At 51.0% G+C, this 16239-nt stretch carries 15 protein-coding genes; 13 read left to right on the forward strand and 2 right to left on the reverse strand.

Annotated features, from left to right (window positions below):
* Window positions 1-1115 precede the first annotated feature (1115 nt).
* The gene (abc-f, locus tag QZT18_RS17985; RefSeq protein WP_294150070.1) at window positions 1116-2654 is read left to right on the forward strand and encodes a ribosomal protection-like ABC-F family protein; all 1539 of its coding nucleotides are present in this window, start codon (window positions 1116-1118) and stop codon (window positions 2652-2654) included.
* A gap of 449 nt (window positions 2655-3103) precedes the next feature.
* Here abc-f and QZT18_RS17990 read toward each other — a convergent pair whose 3' ends face one another.
* Window positions 3104-3844 (reverse strand): MerR family transcriptional regulator, encoded by a 741-nt coding sequence (locus tag QZT18_RS17990; RefSeq protein ID WP_294150072.1) that lies wholly within the window; start codon window positions 3842-3844, stop codon window positions 3104-3106.
* A gap of 275 nt (window positions 3845-4119) precedes the next feature.
* Between QZT18_RS17990 and QZT18_RS17995 the strand changes: the two genes are divergently transcribed.
* The 10 genes from QZT18_RS17995 (at window position 4120) to QZT18_RS18040 (ending at window position 13352) form a co-directional block, all read left to right on the forward strand.
* Window positions 4120-4641 (forward strand): PadR family transcriptional regulator, encoded by a 522-nt coding sequence (locus QZT18_RS17995; protein WP_294150075.1) that lies wholly within the window; start codon window positions 4120-4122, stop codon window positions 4639-4641.
* A gap of 29 nt (window positions 4642-4670) precedes the next feature.
* On the forward strand, window positions 4671-4937 hold the full coding sequence (locus QZT18_RS18000) for a DUF3795 domain-containing protein (protein WP_294150076.1): 267 nt from the start codon (window positions 4671-4673) through the stop codon (window positions 4935-4937).
* A complete protein-coding gene (locus tag QZT18_RS18005) occupies window positions 4930-5772 on the forward strand; it encodes a MerR family transcriptional regulator (RefSeq protein WP_294150078.1) in 843 nt (280 codons plus the stop codon). The genes QZT18_RS18000 and QZT18_RS18005 overlap by 8 nt, the downstream gene beginning before the upstream one ends.
* Before the next feature lie 62 nt (window positions 5773-5834).
* Window positions 5835-6311: a tRNA (N6-threonylcarbamoyladenosine(37)-N6)-methyltransferase TrmO gene (gene tsaA, locus QZT18_RS18010; protein ID WP_294150133.1), complete on the forward strand. Its 477-nt coding sequence runs from the start codon at window positions 5835-5837 to the stop codon at window positions 6309-6311.
* Window positions 6312-6682: 371 nt separating this feature from the next.
* The gene (locus QZT18_RS18015) at window positions 6683-7999 is read left to right on the forward strand and encodes an amidohydrolase (protein WP_294150080.1); all 1317 of its coding nucleotides are present in this window, start codon (window positions 6683-6685) and stop codon (window positions 7997-7999) included.
* A gap of 28 nt (window positions 8000-8027) precedes the next feature.
* Window positions 8028-9575, forward strand: a complete 1548-nt coding sequence (locus QZT18_RS18020) for an ABC transporter substrate-binding protein (RefSeq protein WP_294150082.1) — start codon at window positions 8028-8030, stop codon at window positions 9573-9575.
* Window positions 9576-9579: 4 nt separating this feature from the next.
* Window positions 9580-10515: an ABC transporter permease gene (locus QZT18_RS18025; protein WP_294150084.1), complete on the forward strand. Its 936-nt coding sequence runs from the start codon at window positions 9580-9582 to the stop codon at window positions 10513-10515.
* A gap of 13 nt (window positions 10516-10528) precedes the next feature.
* The gene (locus QZT18_RS18030) at window positions 10529-11398 is read left to right on the forward strand and encodes an ABC transporter permease (RefSeq protein WP_294150086.1); all 870 of its coding nucleotides are present in this window, start codon (window positions 10529-10531) and stop codon (window positions 11396-11398) included.
* 12 nt (window positions 11399-11410) lie between these two features.
* A complete protein-coding gene (locus tag QZT18_RS18035) occupies window positions 11411-12388 on the forward strand; it encodes an ABC transporter ATP-binding protein (protein WP_294150088.1) in 978 nt (325 codons plus the stop codon).
* Between the two features lies 1 nt (window position 12389).
* Entirely contained in the window at window positions 12390-13352 is a 963-nt protein-coding gene (locus QZT18_RS18040; RefSeq protein WP_294150090.1) for an ABC transporter ATP-binding protein, read from the forward strand.
* Here the strand turns inward: QZT18_RS18040 and QZT18_RS18045 are convergent.
* Complete coding sequence (locus tag QZT18_RS18045; RefSeq protein WP_294150092.1) at window positions 13349-14284, reverse strand: LysR family transcriptional regulator; 936 nt, start codon at window positions 14282-14284, stop codon at window positions 13349-13351. The two genes, QZT18_RS18040 and QZT18_RS18045, sit on opposite strands and share 4 nt — an antisense overlap.
* Before the next feature lie 149 nt (window positions 14285-14433).
* On the opposite strand from QZT18_RS18045, the gene QZT18_RS18050 reads away from it, so the two are divergent.
* Together QZT18_RS18050 and QZT18_RS18055 are read left to right on the forward strand one after the other, a co-directional pair.
* A complete protein-coding gene (locus QZT18_RS18050) occupies window positions 14434-15450 on the forward strand; it encodes a C-terminal binding protein (RefSeq protein ID WP_294150094.1) in 1017 nt (338 codons plus the stop codon).
* Between the two features lie 23 nt (window positions 15451-15473).
* A complete protein-coding gene (locus tag QZT18_RS18055) occupies window positions 15474-16148 on the forward strand; it encodes an RraA family protein (RefSeq protein WP_294150095.1) in 675 nt (224 codons plus the stop codon).
* Window positions 16149-16239 lie beyond the last annotated feature (91 nt).

Consider the following 16239-nt stretch of genomic DNA (forward strand, 5'->3'; position numbering starts at 1 on the left):
GGTATTGCCCCGTCCGCCGGCTTCAGGGGCTGATTGTCTCTTTCGTCAAGTGCGGAGGGAGGTATCGTCGCGGCCACTATGCAGTCGTGAACCTTTTACCTTTTGAAGATGTTTCAGGATGAATTCGGAGATAGATCCAAAACTAAATTTAATGTGTAAACAAAAAATTGCATGGTTATTAAAGGATAAATCAGACGCTAAAACTTCGGCTCATTAATTGAATACCATACAAGAGGCATTCCCCTGAAATTCAAGGAAACGTAGTGGCAGCGAAAATACCTCCCGCACTTGAAGGAATAGAACAAATCAGCAGCCGCAGGCCGGAGTTCGGGATGGCGAAAACCTTCGCGTCTTCAGGCCCGGTCCATAACCTGCCTGTGGGGAAGAAGGGAGAAAAAGATTCCGGAGGGAACCTGAAGTTCATCGGCACTTACCGAGGTTTTTTCGAGGTTAGTACCGTTATGCACTTCGAAGAGCGCAAGCGTTTCCCGAAGGAACTTTTTCTGCCCGGATTCCCCACCCGCGATAACCTACAGCCCGGGACTGAAGACTCACAACCTCCCCCTCACCATCCCGAACCCCGACCGTCCCGGCGGCGTTCTCGTTCCTCAACAAAATCCCCACTTTATGGCTAAACTGTTACTTGCGGTTTCACACCGTAACCGGAAACGAATTGACAACCGCTGTCCCTGATGCTATAATAACAGCGTTTTTCAGAAGGAGATTAGACAATGAACTTTTATATAACCAGTCAGCTTAAAAGGAAACTTAACTCTGTACATTTCAGACCGATGAAACATTGTGCAGAGTATAGCGTATAAATATACGCCCGGATTTCATCGGAAAGAAATACAGTATGGTTTTTAGGGCCGTATTGTTTTCTTTTCGTGTGTTTTTTGGCGTGAGAAGGCTATGGACAGTGTTTTGTCCATAGCCTTTTGTTGATTAATACGGTGAATTTTTCACCGCCGCAGTTGGTAATCAGTCAGACAGAAGGCAGGTATGGGAGCATACCGGGGCCTTCTGTCTTTTTTTACTTGCGGACTCTTTTTGGCAGGCAGAACCCGCTCGCAGAATAAAACGCTGGATACGGCGTAAGAGAAAGGATTATTATCATGAGCTTATTAGAAATTACAGAATTATCTCATACATTTGGAGAGAATGAGTTATACAGGAATGCGGAACTGACCCTGAATAAGGGGGAGCATATTGGAATTGTAGGACAGAACGGGACCGGAAAAAGCACCCTGATCAAAATATGTACGGAGCAGGTGATACCGGACAACGGGCGCGTTGTCTGGCAGCCCAATGTGACCGCAGGCTATCTGGATCAATATGCTGAAACGGAAAAGCAGATGACGATGAGGGAACTGCTAAAATCGGCTTTCCGGGATTTATATCGGATTGAACAGAAGATGAACCTCCTCTATGAGGATGCGGCGGGCGGAAATGCAAAGGCGCTTAATAGGGCGGCAAAATATGGAGAGCAGCTTGAAAACCGTGACTTTTATTCCATTGACACAAGGATTGACCAGGTGGCGGAAGGTCTTGGCCTGCTTGCCATTGGTCTTGACAAACCGATCGGGGAGATGAGCGGCGGACAGCGGGCAAAGGTGATTCTGGCAAAACTTCTGCTTGAAAAGCCGGACGTACTGCTTCTGGACGAACCGACCAACTTTTTGGATCGGGAACATGTCACATGGCTGGCCGGATACCTGTCGGGGCTGGAAAATGCCTTCATGGTTGTTTCACATGATTATGATTTTCTGGAGAGAATCGCCAACCGTATCTGCGACATCGACAACGGAAAAATAGCAAAATATTATGGAACTTATTCCGAGTTCTTAAGAAAGAAAACACTGCTGCGGGAGGATTATATCCGCCAGTATTCCGCGCAGAGAAAAGAGATTAAAAAGACGGAGGAATTTATCCGGAGAAATGCGGCGGGAAGGAAGGCGAAAATGGCAAGGGGAAGGCAGAAACAGTTAGACCGGATGGATAAGATGGAGGCGCTGGAGGAGAAGGAGATTAAGCCGATTTTTCATTTCCCCAATTTGCCCTTGACGGATACGGAGCATCTGTGGGTAAAACATTTATCCGTGGGTTATCTTTATCCCATCCTGAAAGACATCAGCTTTTCAATTAAAGGAGGACAGAAGGTTGTAATCACCGGATTTAACGGAATCGGTAAATCGACGCTGTTAAAAACCTTAGTGGGACAGATTAAGGCGCTGCAGGGCAGTTTTTCCTTTTCGGAACAGGTGAAGACGGGATATTATGAGCAGGATTTGGCGTGGGAGGATGCGGACAGGACGCCGATGGAGATTGTCTCCGATCAATACCCGGAACTTGTTAATAAAGAGATACGGAAAAGACTGGCGCGCTGCGGCATTTCCAGCAGGCATGCCATGCAGCCTGTCGGCACGCTGAGCGGAGGTGAACAGGCAAAGGTGAAAATGTGCCTGCTCACATTAAAACCGTATAATTTTGTTATCCTGGATGAACCGACCAACCACCTGGATCTTCTGTCCAAGGAGGCATTAAAAACTGCGCTGACGGAATTCCCGGGAACCGTTCTGCTGGTATCGCATGAAGAAAAATTTTATAAGGATTGGGCACAGAAAGTAATCGATATTTCAGATGTGGTCAGGTGAGCTCTGCAGTCGGGGACGGGGACAGGCGATGAATGGCGATAAATTCCTGTCATTGGTCTGCGGTTTGGAACGAAAAAGGCGAAAGATTGTTTTTATTTAAATAATATGGGAAAAAGTTGAAAAAAATATAAAATTCTGTCACAAATTGTCCTGTAAAAACGTTTAATATATAAGGGATGACTCATCACCCCTCCAATCCTACTTTGGCTCCGGTCCCTCAACCGGAGCCTTTTGCCGTCCAGCGGCAGTATTTATTTTATGAATAGCGGTCTGTGCACGTAGTATGTGGTCTGTGCACGGAATATGTGGTCTGTGCACGGAATATGCGGTCTTTGCACAGAGTATGAGGTCTGCGCACGGAGTATGCGGTCTTTGCACGGAGTATGCGGTCTTTGCACGGAGTAGCAGTCTGTGCACACAGCATACGGTCTGTATACACAGCGTGAGTTCTACGGCTGATTACCGGCGTAGAAGTCGATCGCCCGTGAAGCGAAATCAGAGGTTCCTTTTCCGCCCTTGCCGTCTATCGTTTCCGTGAAGGCTCCGCCTCCGGCATACATTTTTCCCAGTTCTCCCAATATTTCAGGGGAACAGTTGTAAAAGTGTTCCGTGATAAAATCCCGGAGTTTTTGTACCTGTCCCTGAGCCTCCGGGGAATCTGGGGAACCGTTTTGGGCATTCAGTTCTCCGAATTCACGGAAAAGTTCCATAAAATCATGATTGATCACGTCGTATTCTTCGGGACTGCGGTCCCGTGTTTTTTCTTCAAATTCTTTATAAGCAGCCGTTTTACCCCAGGCGGCCTTGGCCTGTTCTGCATACTCATCAATTTTTTTTGCATCAAATGCTGTAAAATCCAAATTTCTCACTCCTGTCATACGAATTCCACGAGCCAGATCGATCAGGTTCTCCAGGTGCTCTTTTTGAAGCAGCAGAAGATTCAGCTGCTGTTCCAGGGCCAGATTGCGATCAAAATCCGGACTGTCCAGAATACGCCTGATTTCCTTTAAAGGAAACTGCAGTTCTTTAAACAGAAGAATATGTTGCAGCCGTTCCAGGGCCGCATCGTCATACAGCCTGTAACCGGACCCGGTGACCTGCGCAGGTTTTAACAGTCCGATTGAATCATAGTAGTGTAAGGCACGTGCGCTTACACCGGTCAGCGTGCTCACTTCATTTACCGTTTTCATTGAGTGTCCTCCTCTCGTGTGATTATAGGATACACTATGACGTTAGGTAGGAGTCAAGGGAATTCCTGACGAAATTTAAGGAAAAAGTTGGCGGGAAATATTAGGCAAAATAATGCGGATTGTAATGAAAAACTATGCATCATGACAACTTTCTCCGCAATATTGATATTTTCACTTGATTACAGCTGTATACTATAGTACTATAAAATATAGCTAACGAGATGAAACATATGCGCCGCCGCAGCGGCCGTAACATAGAAAAGGGAAGGTGAAACATGGCGGCAATTGATTTAATTGTACTGGGTATGATAAAGGCACAGCCGCAGAGTGCCTATGAACTGCAGAAGAATGTGGAATACAGGAACATTTCCAAATGGGTGAAGGTCAGCACTCCTTCTATTTATAAGAAGGTGGTGCAGCTGGAAGAGAAGGGCGATATTACCGGGAGCATTGTGAAAGAGGGAAAGATGCCGGAGAAAACGGTTTACCGGATTACGGAAGCGGGGGAAAAACATTTCCTGAAGCTGATGGAGGAGACGGCAGGCCAGTCCGTCCGCCTTTTCCTGGATTTTAATGCGGTGATTATGAGCCTTGATTTTGTGCCTGAGGAGTCCAGGGGAGAGCTGACCGGACGGATTCAGGATGAGATTCAGATAATGAAGGACACGGTGGAAGAGAAAATGTCTGAGAGGAGCCACGCCCCGTTTACCGGTATGGCGATTCTGGAACAGCAGTACATGCTGTTTGATGTTCTGGGAAAATGGATGGAGAATTTCAGGAAGGACTATCTGAAATAGCGTTTCCAAACGTACAAAGGAGGAAAGATATGTTTGAGTCAAGATGCGGAGTCTGCTGTAACGATTGTGAGAGAAAGGAAGCAGTGCACTGCACGGGATGCACCAATATGGAAAAGACGTTCTGGGGCGGAGTCTGTGAAGTGAAAGCGTGCTGTAAGAATAGAGCGCTGAACCATTGCGGGGAATGTCCCGATTTTCCGTGCAGCATGGAGGCGGAGATGGGAAAAGACATGGGCTTTGACCCGGCGCCCCGCCTTGAACAGTGCAGAAAGTGGGCAGAGGAAAGCCATGTTTAAAATCGGAGAATTTTCCAGGCTGACCCAGGTATCGGTCAGGATGCTCAGGTATTATGACGAAATGGGCCTGTTAAAGCCCGCCCATATTGATTCCTGGACCGGATACCGCATGTATTCGGTGGAACAAATTCCGGTGCTGAATAAGATTATATACCTGCGGGACAGCGGTTTTGGCGTTGCGGAGATTGCATCGGCGATCGCCTGCAGGGATAACAGCCTGATTGCAAAACAGCTGGACGGTAAATATGAGGAGATTTGTAAAACGATACGGGATGAGCAGGAGAAGCTGGAGAAGATAAAACTGGCAAAAAAAGAAATTCTGCATGGAACCGGCGAGATGCACTACAATGTTGTAATCAAGTCAATCCCGGAGTATCAGGTGCTTTCCCTGCGGAAGAAAATTCCGGATTATTACTGCGAAGGCGGGATGTGGCAGGAGATGAGCGCTTTTGCCGGGGAGCAGCGGATATCGGTGTCGGGAGAGACTTTTTCCATTTATCATGACATGGAATTTAAGGAACGGGATGTGGACGTCGAGCTGTGCGCCCGGGTTACAAAAACAGGCAGGGACGGCGGCGGTTTTACCTACCGGATGACCGAAGCGGTGCCGTCCATGGCCTGCACAATGGTGTACGGGGATTTTTCCAATATCGCGGGGGCCTATCTGTCTTTTGCCAGGTGGCTCCAGGATAACAGCCAGTACAGAATGTACGGACAAAACAGGCAGATTGTCCACCGCGGTCCCTGGAATGAAGAAAATCCGGAGAATTATCTGGTGGAGATTCAGATTCCGATCGAAAAACAGGGAGAAAACCGGGAACCGGATTTTTCTTGACTCTCACACGGTGTCAGGGCCTAATATGGATTTACAGAAAATGAAAAACAGGAGGAAAAATGATGACAGAATTTAATGTAAATCCGATTGGGGTAATTCACAGTGACGACAGCGGTTCGACGATCGAACTTTATCCGGAATACCGCGCCGCGCTTCAGGCGCTGGACGGATTCGGCTACATCAATGTAATCTGGTGGTTCGACGGCTGTGATAATGAGATGGCCAGGTCGGTACTGACGGTGGATCAGCCCTATAAAAAATCTCCGGAGACAATGGGCATATTTGCCACAAGATCGCCTGCCCGGCCGAATCCCATTGCGCTGACCGCGGTGGAAGTGATTCAGATTGATTATGAGAACGGCATCATCAGGATTGCTTATATCGATGCCAACGACGGCACGCCGGTTCTGGATCTCAAGCCGTATACACCAAGCCTCGACAGGGTGGAATCCCCGGGTGTTCCGGACTGGTGTGCACACTGGCCAAAGAATGTAGAGGTGTCCGGCGATTTTGACTGGGAAAATGAGTTTAATTTTTAGTAAGTAACATACAAAAACAGCATCAGAGAACAGGTATCGGCGTAAAAACCGGTACCTGTTCTTTTGCATAACAGGATAAAACTCTTATGAAACAAAGTTTTCCTCTGCCCATCCGCTCACTGGCCCATCAGGAACCATTTTGCCATAATTTCCCAGCTCCGGCATTATAACTCAAAGATATAATTAGTATAGATTAAAAGTCATTGGAATTTAAATACCAAATGTACTAATATTAGTACAAAAGGAAAATTCAGAAAATTTTATGGTAAAAGCGGAGAAAAACAAAAATTGTGTTAAAAAACAAACGATATTCAAAAAGATTTAATTCGCCTTTATGCAATTAGATCCATAATCGGGAGGGGAGATGGATTATGAACGAAAAGATACAGGAGTGGTACGGGAAGAATGGGAAGCGGCTGACGGAGCTGATCGATAAAATCTGGAGCAAACCGGAAGCGTCCTTAGAAGAGTATGAGGCCTGCCGGAATGTGGCGGATTTTCTAAAGGGAGAGGGATTTTCGGTAAAGACCTTCAACTGCTGCGGAGAAGGGGAGAGGCCCAATACGGTGGTGGCCGACTGGGGAAGCGGATCTCCCGTGATTGGGATTCTGGGAGAGTACGACGCTCTTCTGGGCCTGGGTCAGGATGCGGTTCCGATACGTTCGGAACGTCCGGGCTACGGACACGGATGCGGCCACAGCCTGATGAGCCCTGCCGGAGCCGGAGCGGTATGCGCAGCCAGAGCGGTGATGGAGGCGGAGCATCTGCCGGGAACCCTCCGGTTTATCGCCTGTCCGGCGGAGGAGATTGGCAAGGGCAAGATTTATCTGATGGAGAAAGGAGTGTTTGACGGGCTTGACTGCTGTATGGCCTGGCATCCGGCCGGGTATGATGCAACGCCATTTGAGGGGGTATTGCAGGCACTGGCGGGAATGAAATTTGAATTTTTCGGCGAGGCCGCCCATGCGGCCCTTTCCCCGGAGCTGGGAAAGAGCGCTCTGGATGCCGCGGAGCTGATGAATATAGGGGTTCAGTTCCTGCGGGAGCATGTGACGCCGGATGTACGGATCCATTACATTTACCTGAACGGCGGGGACAGGCCGAACATCGTGCCTTCCTATGCTTCTTTACAGTACTATATCAGGGCAAAAGATATGAAAGGAAATGAGGCGGTCATCGAGAGGGTGAAACGGATTGCGCAGGGAGCGGCCCTCATGACGGACACGCAGGTAAAGTGGGAAACGGAGATAAAAAGCCCGGAGACCTGCATCCTCCACAGCTTTAACCGGTTTTTATATCAGGCCATGGAAAAAATCCCGCCGGTCAGATACACCGGGGAGGAAAAGGCGTTTGCCGGAGAATTATACAGAAATATCATGGGAAGAGAGCCGGAGGGGGAGATACTTCCGGAAGGAATCAGGGAGCCGGGCGGAACAGAGATTCCGGCCATGGGCTCCAGCGATGTGGGCTGTGTGACAAAGGCAGTGCCGACGGGGCGGATATTCGGACTGGGGATTCTTAAGGATATTCCGACCCATCACTGGGGAGTGACGGCCACGGCCGGAATGAGCATCGGATATAAGGCGTCCCTGTTTGCAGGACAGGCCCTGGCGCAGGCGGCGTATGAGATTGCAGTTACCCCGTCTCTTATAGACGGTTTTAAAGAGGAACTGAGAGGGAAGCAGTAAAAACAGCAGTATACGAAGGAGGATATTTATGAGAAGGACGTTACGGAAATGGGTATGTGTTGCAATGGCGGGAATCATGGTTCTGTCCATGGCAGGATGCGGCGGGGGAGATAAGGCAAAGGAAGCGGATACGTCGAAAAACGACACGCTGACGGTGGCGCTGCCCAGTGAACCGCTGGGGCTTGTCGGCTCCCAGGTGGGAACTCTGGTTTCCAACATTCCTATCTGCAATATTGCCGAGGGACTTATTACCGTCACCCCGGAGGGGAAATATGAACCGCTCCTGGCGGAAAAGTATGAGCAGGTGGACGAACGCTCCTACCGATTCTATTTGAAAAAGGGCGTGAAATTCCATAACGGGGAAGAGATGAAGGCGGAGGACGTGGTTTACTCCCTGCATGAGGCAGCCATAAGCCCCAGCGTCAAGCATGCATCCGCGGCCATCGACCCGGACGGATTTGAGATAGAGGATGATTACACCGTTATTGTACGGACCACGGAAGCTTATGCGCCGATTATCGCCTGTTTGAGCCATTCGGCCAATTCCATCGTAAATGCTAAGGCATGGGAGGAGAAGGGGGAGGACTTCGTCCGCAACCCGGTCGGTACGGGACCGTACAAGTTCGTGTCCTGGACATCCGGCGAATCCATCGTCCTGGAGCGTTTTGAGGATTACCACGGAGAAAAGGCAAAGACAAAGAACCTGGTGTTCCGGATTATGCCGGAGGCGGCCAGCCGCGTCGTGGAGCTGGAATCGGGCGGCGTTGATGTAATCGGGGATGTGCCGGTCAACGATCTGAAACGGTTTAAGGAGAGTGATGGGAAGTTTAACGTATACGCAAAGCCGGGCATGAGAATTTATCCGATTATCATGAATGAACAGTCGGAGCTTTTTGCCGACAGAACGCTGCGCCAGGCCATGCGCTATGCAACGAATGTGGATGATATGATTTCCGTAGTGTGGGAGGGGGACGCAACCCACGTGGATACGGTGATGCCGCCCAGTATTGCGGGTTATACCGGGGATGTGACAAAATATGAATACAGTCAGGAGAAGGCGAAAGAACTGATGGCGGAGGCCGGATATCCCGACGGATTTACCTGCAAACTTATCACCAGCGAGGCAAGTGAGAATGTGAAACTGGCGGAAGTCCTGCAGGCGCAGTGGAAAGAGATTGGCGTTACGGTGGAAATCGAACAGATGGAGAATGCGGCCTGGCTGACCCGTCAGAATAACCTGGAATTCGATCTGACCGTATGTCCGACCAACAACTCCGTGGGCGATGCGGACGGAAACTTTACGAAGATGTTCCTGTCTACCAACACCGGCAATGCCGGTAACTTTGCGGCCTACAATAATCCGGCGGCGGATGAGCTGATTCTGGCGGCGCGCGCCGAGGGAGATCAGGAGAAACGCGTGGGCATGTACGGGGAACTGCAGCAGATTATTGCCGACGACGCGGTCTGGATTCCGGCCGGCGTCCCGGATTTACAGGTGGTGACGAGAGGAAACGTAAAGGGATTTGAACTGTACGCAAACAATACCCAGAGGTACAAGGACGTTTACAAGGAGTGATGATATGCTGAAATACATCATAAAGAGAGTGCTTATGCTGGTGCCGGTCCTGCTGGGCGTCACATTTATCATATTCGTGCTGCTCAGTGTGACCACCGGCGATCCGGCGGAGATTATCCTGGGGGAGGCCGCCACGCCGGAAACGGTGGCGGAGCTCCATGAGGAGATGGGTCTGGATGACCCTCTCCCCATCCGGTTCGGTAAGTTTGTCTGGAATTTCGTCAGCAAGGGGGATTTGGGCCGGAGCTATACGACCAACGAACCTGTGACGGAACTGATTGCAGCCAGATTTCCGAACACATTAAAACTGGCGGCTGCGGCCACGCTGATGTCGGTGGCCGTGGGACTGACTTTCGGAATTATTTCCGCAATCAGGCCCTATTCGATGGTGGACAATGTCGTTATGTCGGTGGCGCTGATCGGAGTATCCATGCCCAGGTTCTGGCAGGGATTACTGCTCATCCTTTTATTTTCCATTAACCTGGGATGGCTGCCCTCTTCGTCCACGAACCTGTCGTCCATGAAGGAACTCTTTCTTCCGGCGCTCACCGTGGCGCTGGCATCGGCCGCCGAGACGGCCAGAATGACACGGTCCAGCATGCTGGAGGTCATCCGTCAGGACTATGTGGTGACGGCCAAAGCCAAGGGCCTGCCGGAGCGCATGGTGGTTCTGCGCCATGCCCTGAGGAATGCACTGATACCGATTATCACCATTGTCGGCATTAACTTCGGTGTCCTGCTGGGTGGAGCGGTGGTGGTGGAATCCATATTTTCCATATCAGGGGTAGGAAAGCTTATGGTGGATGCCATCAAGGCGAGAAATTATCCTGTCGTCCAGGGCGGAGTGCTGTATATCGCATTTGCCTTCTGCATGGTAAACCTGCTGGTGGATATTCTGTATACATTTGCGGATCCGCGGGTAAAATCCAGGCTGCGTTGAGGGGGACAATGCTATGAATGAAACAACTGTTACATATAAGAAAAAGTCGCAGGGACCGGAGATATGGAGGAGATTCAAGAAAAACAGGCGTGCGCTTCTGGGCCTGGGCATTCTGATTTTCCTGGTATTTCTGGCGGTATTTGCAAACGTGGTATCGCCTTATGATCCGACGGTGCAGGATATTCCAAACAAGCTTCAGGGGCCGAGCATAGCGCACCTGATGGGGACGGATCAGTATGGGAGGGATATTCTTTCCCGCGTGATTTTTGGAACCAGGATATCTTTGATGGTTGGAATTGTTTCCACATCCATGGCCGTAGCCGTGGGAGGCACGCTGGGTTCCGTGGCCGGATATTACGGAGGGGTGACGGAGAGCATCATCATGCGGGTCACCGATATCTTTCTGGCAATTCCAAGCATCCTTTTAAACATCGCCATTGCGGCGGCGCTCGGGGGAGGACTGGTCAACATGATGATTGCTCTGGGGATTTCCTATATACCGGCATACTGCAGGATTATGAGAAGCTCCATTTATTCGGTGCGGGATCAGGAATTCATCGAGGCATCCAGGGCCGCGGGAGCGGGGGACGGCTATATTATTCTTCACCACATTGTGCCGAACTGCCTGTCTCCGATGATCGTGCAGGCCACGCTCAAGGTGGGAGCGGCAATCCTGCTCTGTTCTACCCTAAGTTTTATCGGTGTGGGCATCAGTCCGCCTACCCCGGAGTGGGGCTCCATGATTGCAACGGGCAGGGAGTATTTAAGGACAGCCCCGCATCTGACCACGTTTCCGGGCATTGCCATTATGCTGGCCGTATTTTCACTGAATCTGATGGGGGATGGGCTGAGGGACGCCCTGGACCCGAAACTGAAAAATTAGGAGGGGGTTAAAATGGGAGAGAAAGAACAACTGCTGGAGATTAAAAACCTCACCATCCATTATGTGACCGATGAATTCGTCGTGCATGCGGTGGAACATCTTCATTTAACCCTGGAAAAGGGTAAGACCCTGGGAGTCGTGGGAGAAACCGGAGCGGGCAAAACCACGACGGCCAAGGGGATCATGCGCCTCCTGCCGGATCCGCCGGCCAAGGTGATAGAAGGAGAAGTATTTTTTGAGGGACGGGATCTGCTGAAGCTGGATGAAAAGACCATGCGGACCATACGGGGAAACCAGATTTCGATGATATTCCAGGACCCAATGACGGCGTTAAATCCGGTTCTGGTGGTAGGGGAACAGATCGCCGAGGTCATTTCCCAGCATGAGCACATCAAGAAAAGCGAAGCTATGAAGAAGGCCGGGGATATGCTGGAGCTGGTGGGAATTGAGAGGAGGAGGCTTAAAGACTACCCGCATCAGTTCTCGGGCGGTATGAAGCAGCGCGTCGTGATAGCCATGGCTCTGGCCTGCAATCCGATTCTGCTTATTGCGGACGAACCGACGACAGCCCTCGACGTGACGATTCAGGCCCAGGTGCTGGAACTGATGCGGGGCCTCAGGGAACAATACGGCACGTCCATGCTGCTCATCACCCATGACCTGGGGATTGTGGCGGAAATCTGCGACAATGTGGCCATCATGTATGCGGGAAATGTGGTGGAATACGGCACCAGGGAAGATATCTTCCTCCGGACGTCCCACCCGTATACCAGGGGATTGTTTGCCTGTATTCCGGATCTGTTTGAGGATGAGACAACGCTGACGCCGATTAAGGGACTGATGCCGGATCCGTCCAACCTTCCGGAGGGCTGTGCGTTCGCACCGCGGTGCGGGGAGGCAAAGGAGTGCTGCCTGAAGGAGAAACCACAGGCAAGGGAAATTACACCGGGCCATTATGTGTCATGTTTTTTTGCGGAAGGTGGGAATTGACATGGAAGAGAAACTGATTGAAGTAAAAAACTTAAAAAAATATTTCCAGACTCCCGCCGGGATGCTCCATGCGGTGGATGACGTGAATTTCCACGTGATGAAGGGGGAAACCCTGGGCTTAGTAGGGGAATCGGGCTGCGGAAAATCCACCACCGGCAGGGCGGTACTGCGGCTCATCGAACCCACCGGAGGCGAGATTTTGTATGACGGTGAGGATATCTGCAAGTACGGTAAGGAAAGAATGCGGGAGATGAGGAAAAAGATGCAGATCGTCTTCCAGGACCCGTACTCTTCTTTGAATCCGCGCCACAATGTCTTTGAGTGCATTGAAGAGCCGTTAAAGGTCAATAAGATATACAGAGACAGGAAGGAAACGGAGCAGAAGGTATTTGAACTGATGGAGACGGTGGGGCTGGCTCCCCGTCTGGTCAATGCGTATCCCCATGAGCTGGACGGAGGGCGCCGCCAGAGAGTCGGCGTTGCCAGGGCTCTGGCCCTCAACCCCTCATTTCTGGTGCTGGATGAGCCGGTGTCGGCCCTGGACGTGTCTATCCAGGCCCAGGTACTGAATCTGCTGCAGGAACTGCAGCACAAATTCAAGCTTTCCTATCTGTTCATTTCCCATGACCTGAGTGTGGTAAAGCATATCAGTGACAGGATTGCGGTTATGTACCTGGGAGTGATCGTGGAGCTGGCCGATTACCGCGAGATTTTTTCAAATCCTCTGCATCCCTACACGAGGGCGCTGCTCTCGGCCGTACCGGTTCCCAGGCTGTCCGTGGAGCGGGAACGTGTCATCCTGGAAGGCGATGTGCCGAGCCCGGTCGATCCGCCGGCCGGATGCCGCTTCTGCAAGCGCTGTCCGAACCGGAAGGAGATCTGCGGGGAAGTGACGCCGGAGTTTCTGGAGAGGGAACCGGGCCATTTTGCCGCCTGCCACTTTGCCGGTGAAACAGGCATTTAGTGGTAACGTTCTTTCAGAAGATTTACAAAATGCTGCGCTGCGTGCGTCACATAGGAAGAGCGCTTGTAGAATACGGCCAGGGGCCATTGGAGCGGGGGCTCATCGATGGTAAAGAGAGCCAGGTTGGGAGGAAGGTTGCCCGGCGCGGTGCCGGCTTCGGGGACGAAGGTAAATCCCATACCCGCGGCCACCATATTGATGGCGGTAGTCAGGTTTTCCGTCTCAAAGATCCGGGAGGGGTGCAGGTGGTGCTTGCTGAAGAAACTGGAAATGGTCACAGTCAGGTTCTGTCCGGCCTTTGTGAGGAAGAACTGCTCCTTTTCAATCAGTGAGAGATCCAGGTGGGGATAAACTCCCGCCGGATTGCCGGACGCGCCGCTTTCCGGAAAAAGGGAGCGTATCAGCGGATGCTCCCGGTTGGCCAGAAGCAGAATCCGCTCATACATGAGCACCTCGTAGTCCAGATTTTGATAATTAAGGTTGGAAACGGGATTTAAAATACAAAGATCCAGCCGTTGTTTCAGCATCTCATTGATTAGGAAATCGGATTTTCCCTCGACTACCTTGACCTCGATATTTGGGTACTTCTTTGAGAAAACGGGAAGAATCTCCGGCAGCATATAGGAGCTGCGCCACAGGGCGAGGCCCAGAGTCAGCTTGCCGCGGTCGTTCTTCTTGATTTCGGAAAATTCTTTCTGGAGCTGGCTGTCCAGCTCGGCAACGGTAGTGACATATTCCAGATACCGCTCGCCTGCATAGGTGAGCTTCAGCGGTGAGCTGTGATGATCGAAGAGCTCGATCCCCAGGTTGTCCTCCAGTCTTTTTAAATATTTGCTCAGGGAGGGCTGGGAGATAAAAAGTTTTTCCGCTGCCTCGGAGAGGTTTTTTGCCTCCGTGATGGCAAGGAAATATTCGTAGTTTTTGAACAGCATATGGTCACCTCACAGTAGTGTACTCATTAATATAACTAAAAGTTATAATCATTGTATCACGGTTTTCCTTTTATTTAAAGGGAAAATAGGAGAAATATCAATAAAACGGCATGGCTGAAAAGTTATAATGAGAGGGGAGACATGTTTCAATGAAAAAAGCAGTTGTAGTGGATAAAGATTATGGGAGTGTGGCAAAGGAGGATTTGGAAGAACTGCAGCAGGCATACCGGGAACAGGGGATAGAGCTTGAACTCTGTCATTTTACCTCGGAGGAGGAGATCATCGAGGGCTGCAGAGGCGCGGCGGCCATTTTAGGCACCGGCAATCCGCCCATCACAGCCCGCGTCTTAAAAGCGCTCCCGGAGCTTAAAATTGTCCAGCGGTTTGGAATCGGGGTTAATTCCATCGACCTGGAGGCGGCGTCGGAGTGCAGAACCGTGGTTCTTTTTATGCCGGGGTTCTGTGTGGAGGAGCTGGCGGCCCATGCAGCGTCGCTGATCCTGGCCCTGATCCGGAACACCGCGTATTATGACCGCCATATCCGCATGGGAGAATGGCCGAAAGCGTCTTATTATACACCGCCCAAGGTGTCGGAACTGACGGTGGGCCTCTATGGTTTCGGGGGCTCGGCAAGGCTGCTGTACCAGATTTTCAGGGAGGGCTTTGGAGCCAGGGTCATTGCCTGCGACCCATATCTGCCTGAAGAGGCCAGGGCGCGGTATGATGCGGAATTTGTGGATTTTAACACCCTGCTCGGCCGGTCGGATGTCATCTCCATCCATGCCCCTCTCAATAAGGAGACCAGGCACATCTTCGGCAGGGATGCATTTTGCAGGATGAAGAAGGGTGCTATGATAGTAAACATCGCCAGGGGAGGGCTGATCGATGAGGAGGCTCTTGTGAAGGCCCTTGACGAGGGGCAAATCCGTTTTGCAGGCCTCGATGTATTCGAGACGGAGCCTTTAAGAGCCGATTCCCCTCTTCGGGAGCGCGACGATGTGGTGTTGACCTGCCACAGCGCATTTTACGGCACAGGCTCTAAAAAGCGGCAGCTTTCCTGGGCCAGGGAGCTGGTGGCGGAGGCCCTGAATGAGGGGAAAGTCAGGAAGGAACATGTGGCGAACCGTGATGTGATGGAAAAAGAGACGGGATTTCAGTTTACATAGAATTTATATAGGAGGATGTCAGAATGAATATTGGATGTAGGATTGTAAAGGATTTTGTAAGGCCGGACAGAAATTTGATTGAGAAATTCCGGGGACTCCCGGTTGCCAACATTGACGACTGCATGAACCGGATGGCGGCGGTGTCCCATGAAATCCGTCCGGTGAACCGTGCGAAACTTTTAGGACCGGCTTTTACCGTGAAGGTTCCGGCAGGGGACAACCTGATGTTTCACAAGGCCATGGACATGGCCAGGGAGGGAGATGTCATAGTGATAGACGCCGAGGGCGCCACGGATCGGGCGATTTTCGGGGAGCTGATGATTCAGTACTGTATGAGCAGAAAGCTGGGAGGCGTGATTGTGGACGGATGTATCCGGGACTCCGACACGCTGGAGACACTCGATTTTCCCGTCTACGCTAAAGGAATCACACCCAACGGCCCGTATAAGAACGGCCCGGGAGAAATCAACACGGTAATATCATTCGGCGGCCAGGTGGTGCGCCCGGGTGACATTATTGTGGGAGACGCCGACGGAATTCTCATCATCCATCCCGAGGAGGCGGAGCCTCTGCTTGAAAAAGCGCTTCAGGTCATGGAAAAGGAAGAGGGGATTGTGGAGACGATGGAAAGAGACGGAACCTATCTGCGTCCGTGGGTGGATGAGAAGCTGGACGAGATTGGGTGCGAGTATATGTAGTTTCCCGAAGCTGCCCCGGACGGTATATTATGTCGTTTCTGTGTGATTCGAAATACGCTGCCGGGTACGGTACGAGAAGGAATATTTTGCA

Origin of the sequence: uncultured Clostridium sp., assembly GCF_900547735.1 — a bacterium.
Lineage (GTDB): Bacteria > Bacillota > Clostridia > Lachnospirales > Lachnospiraceae > Otoolea.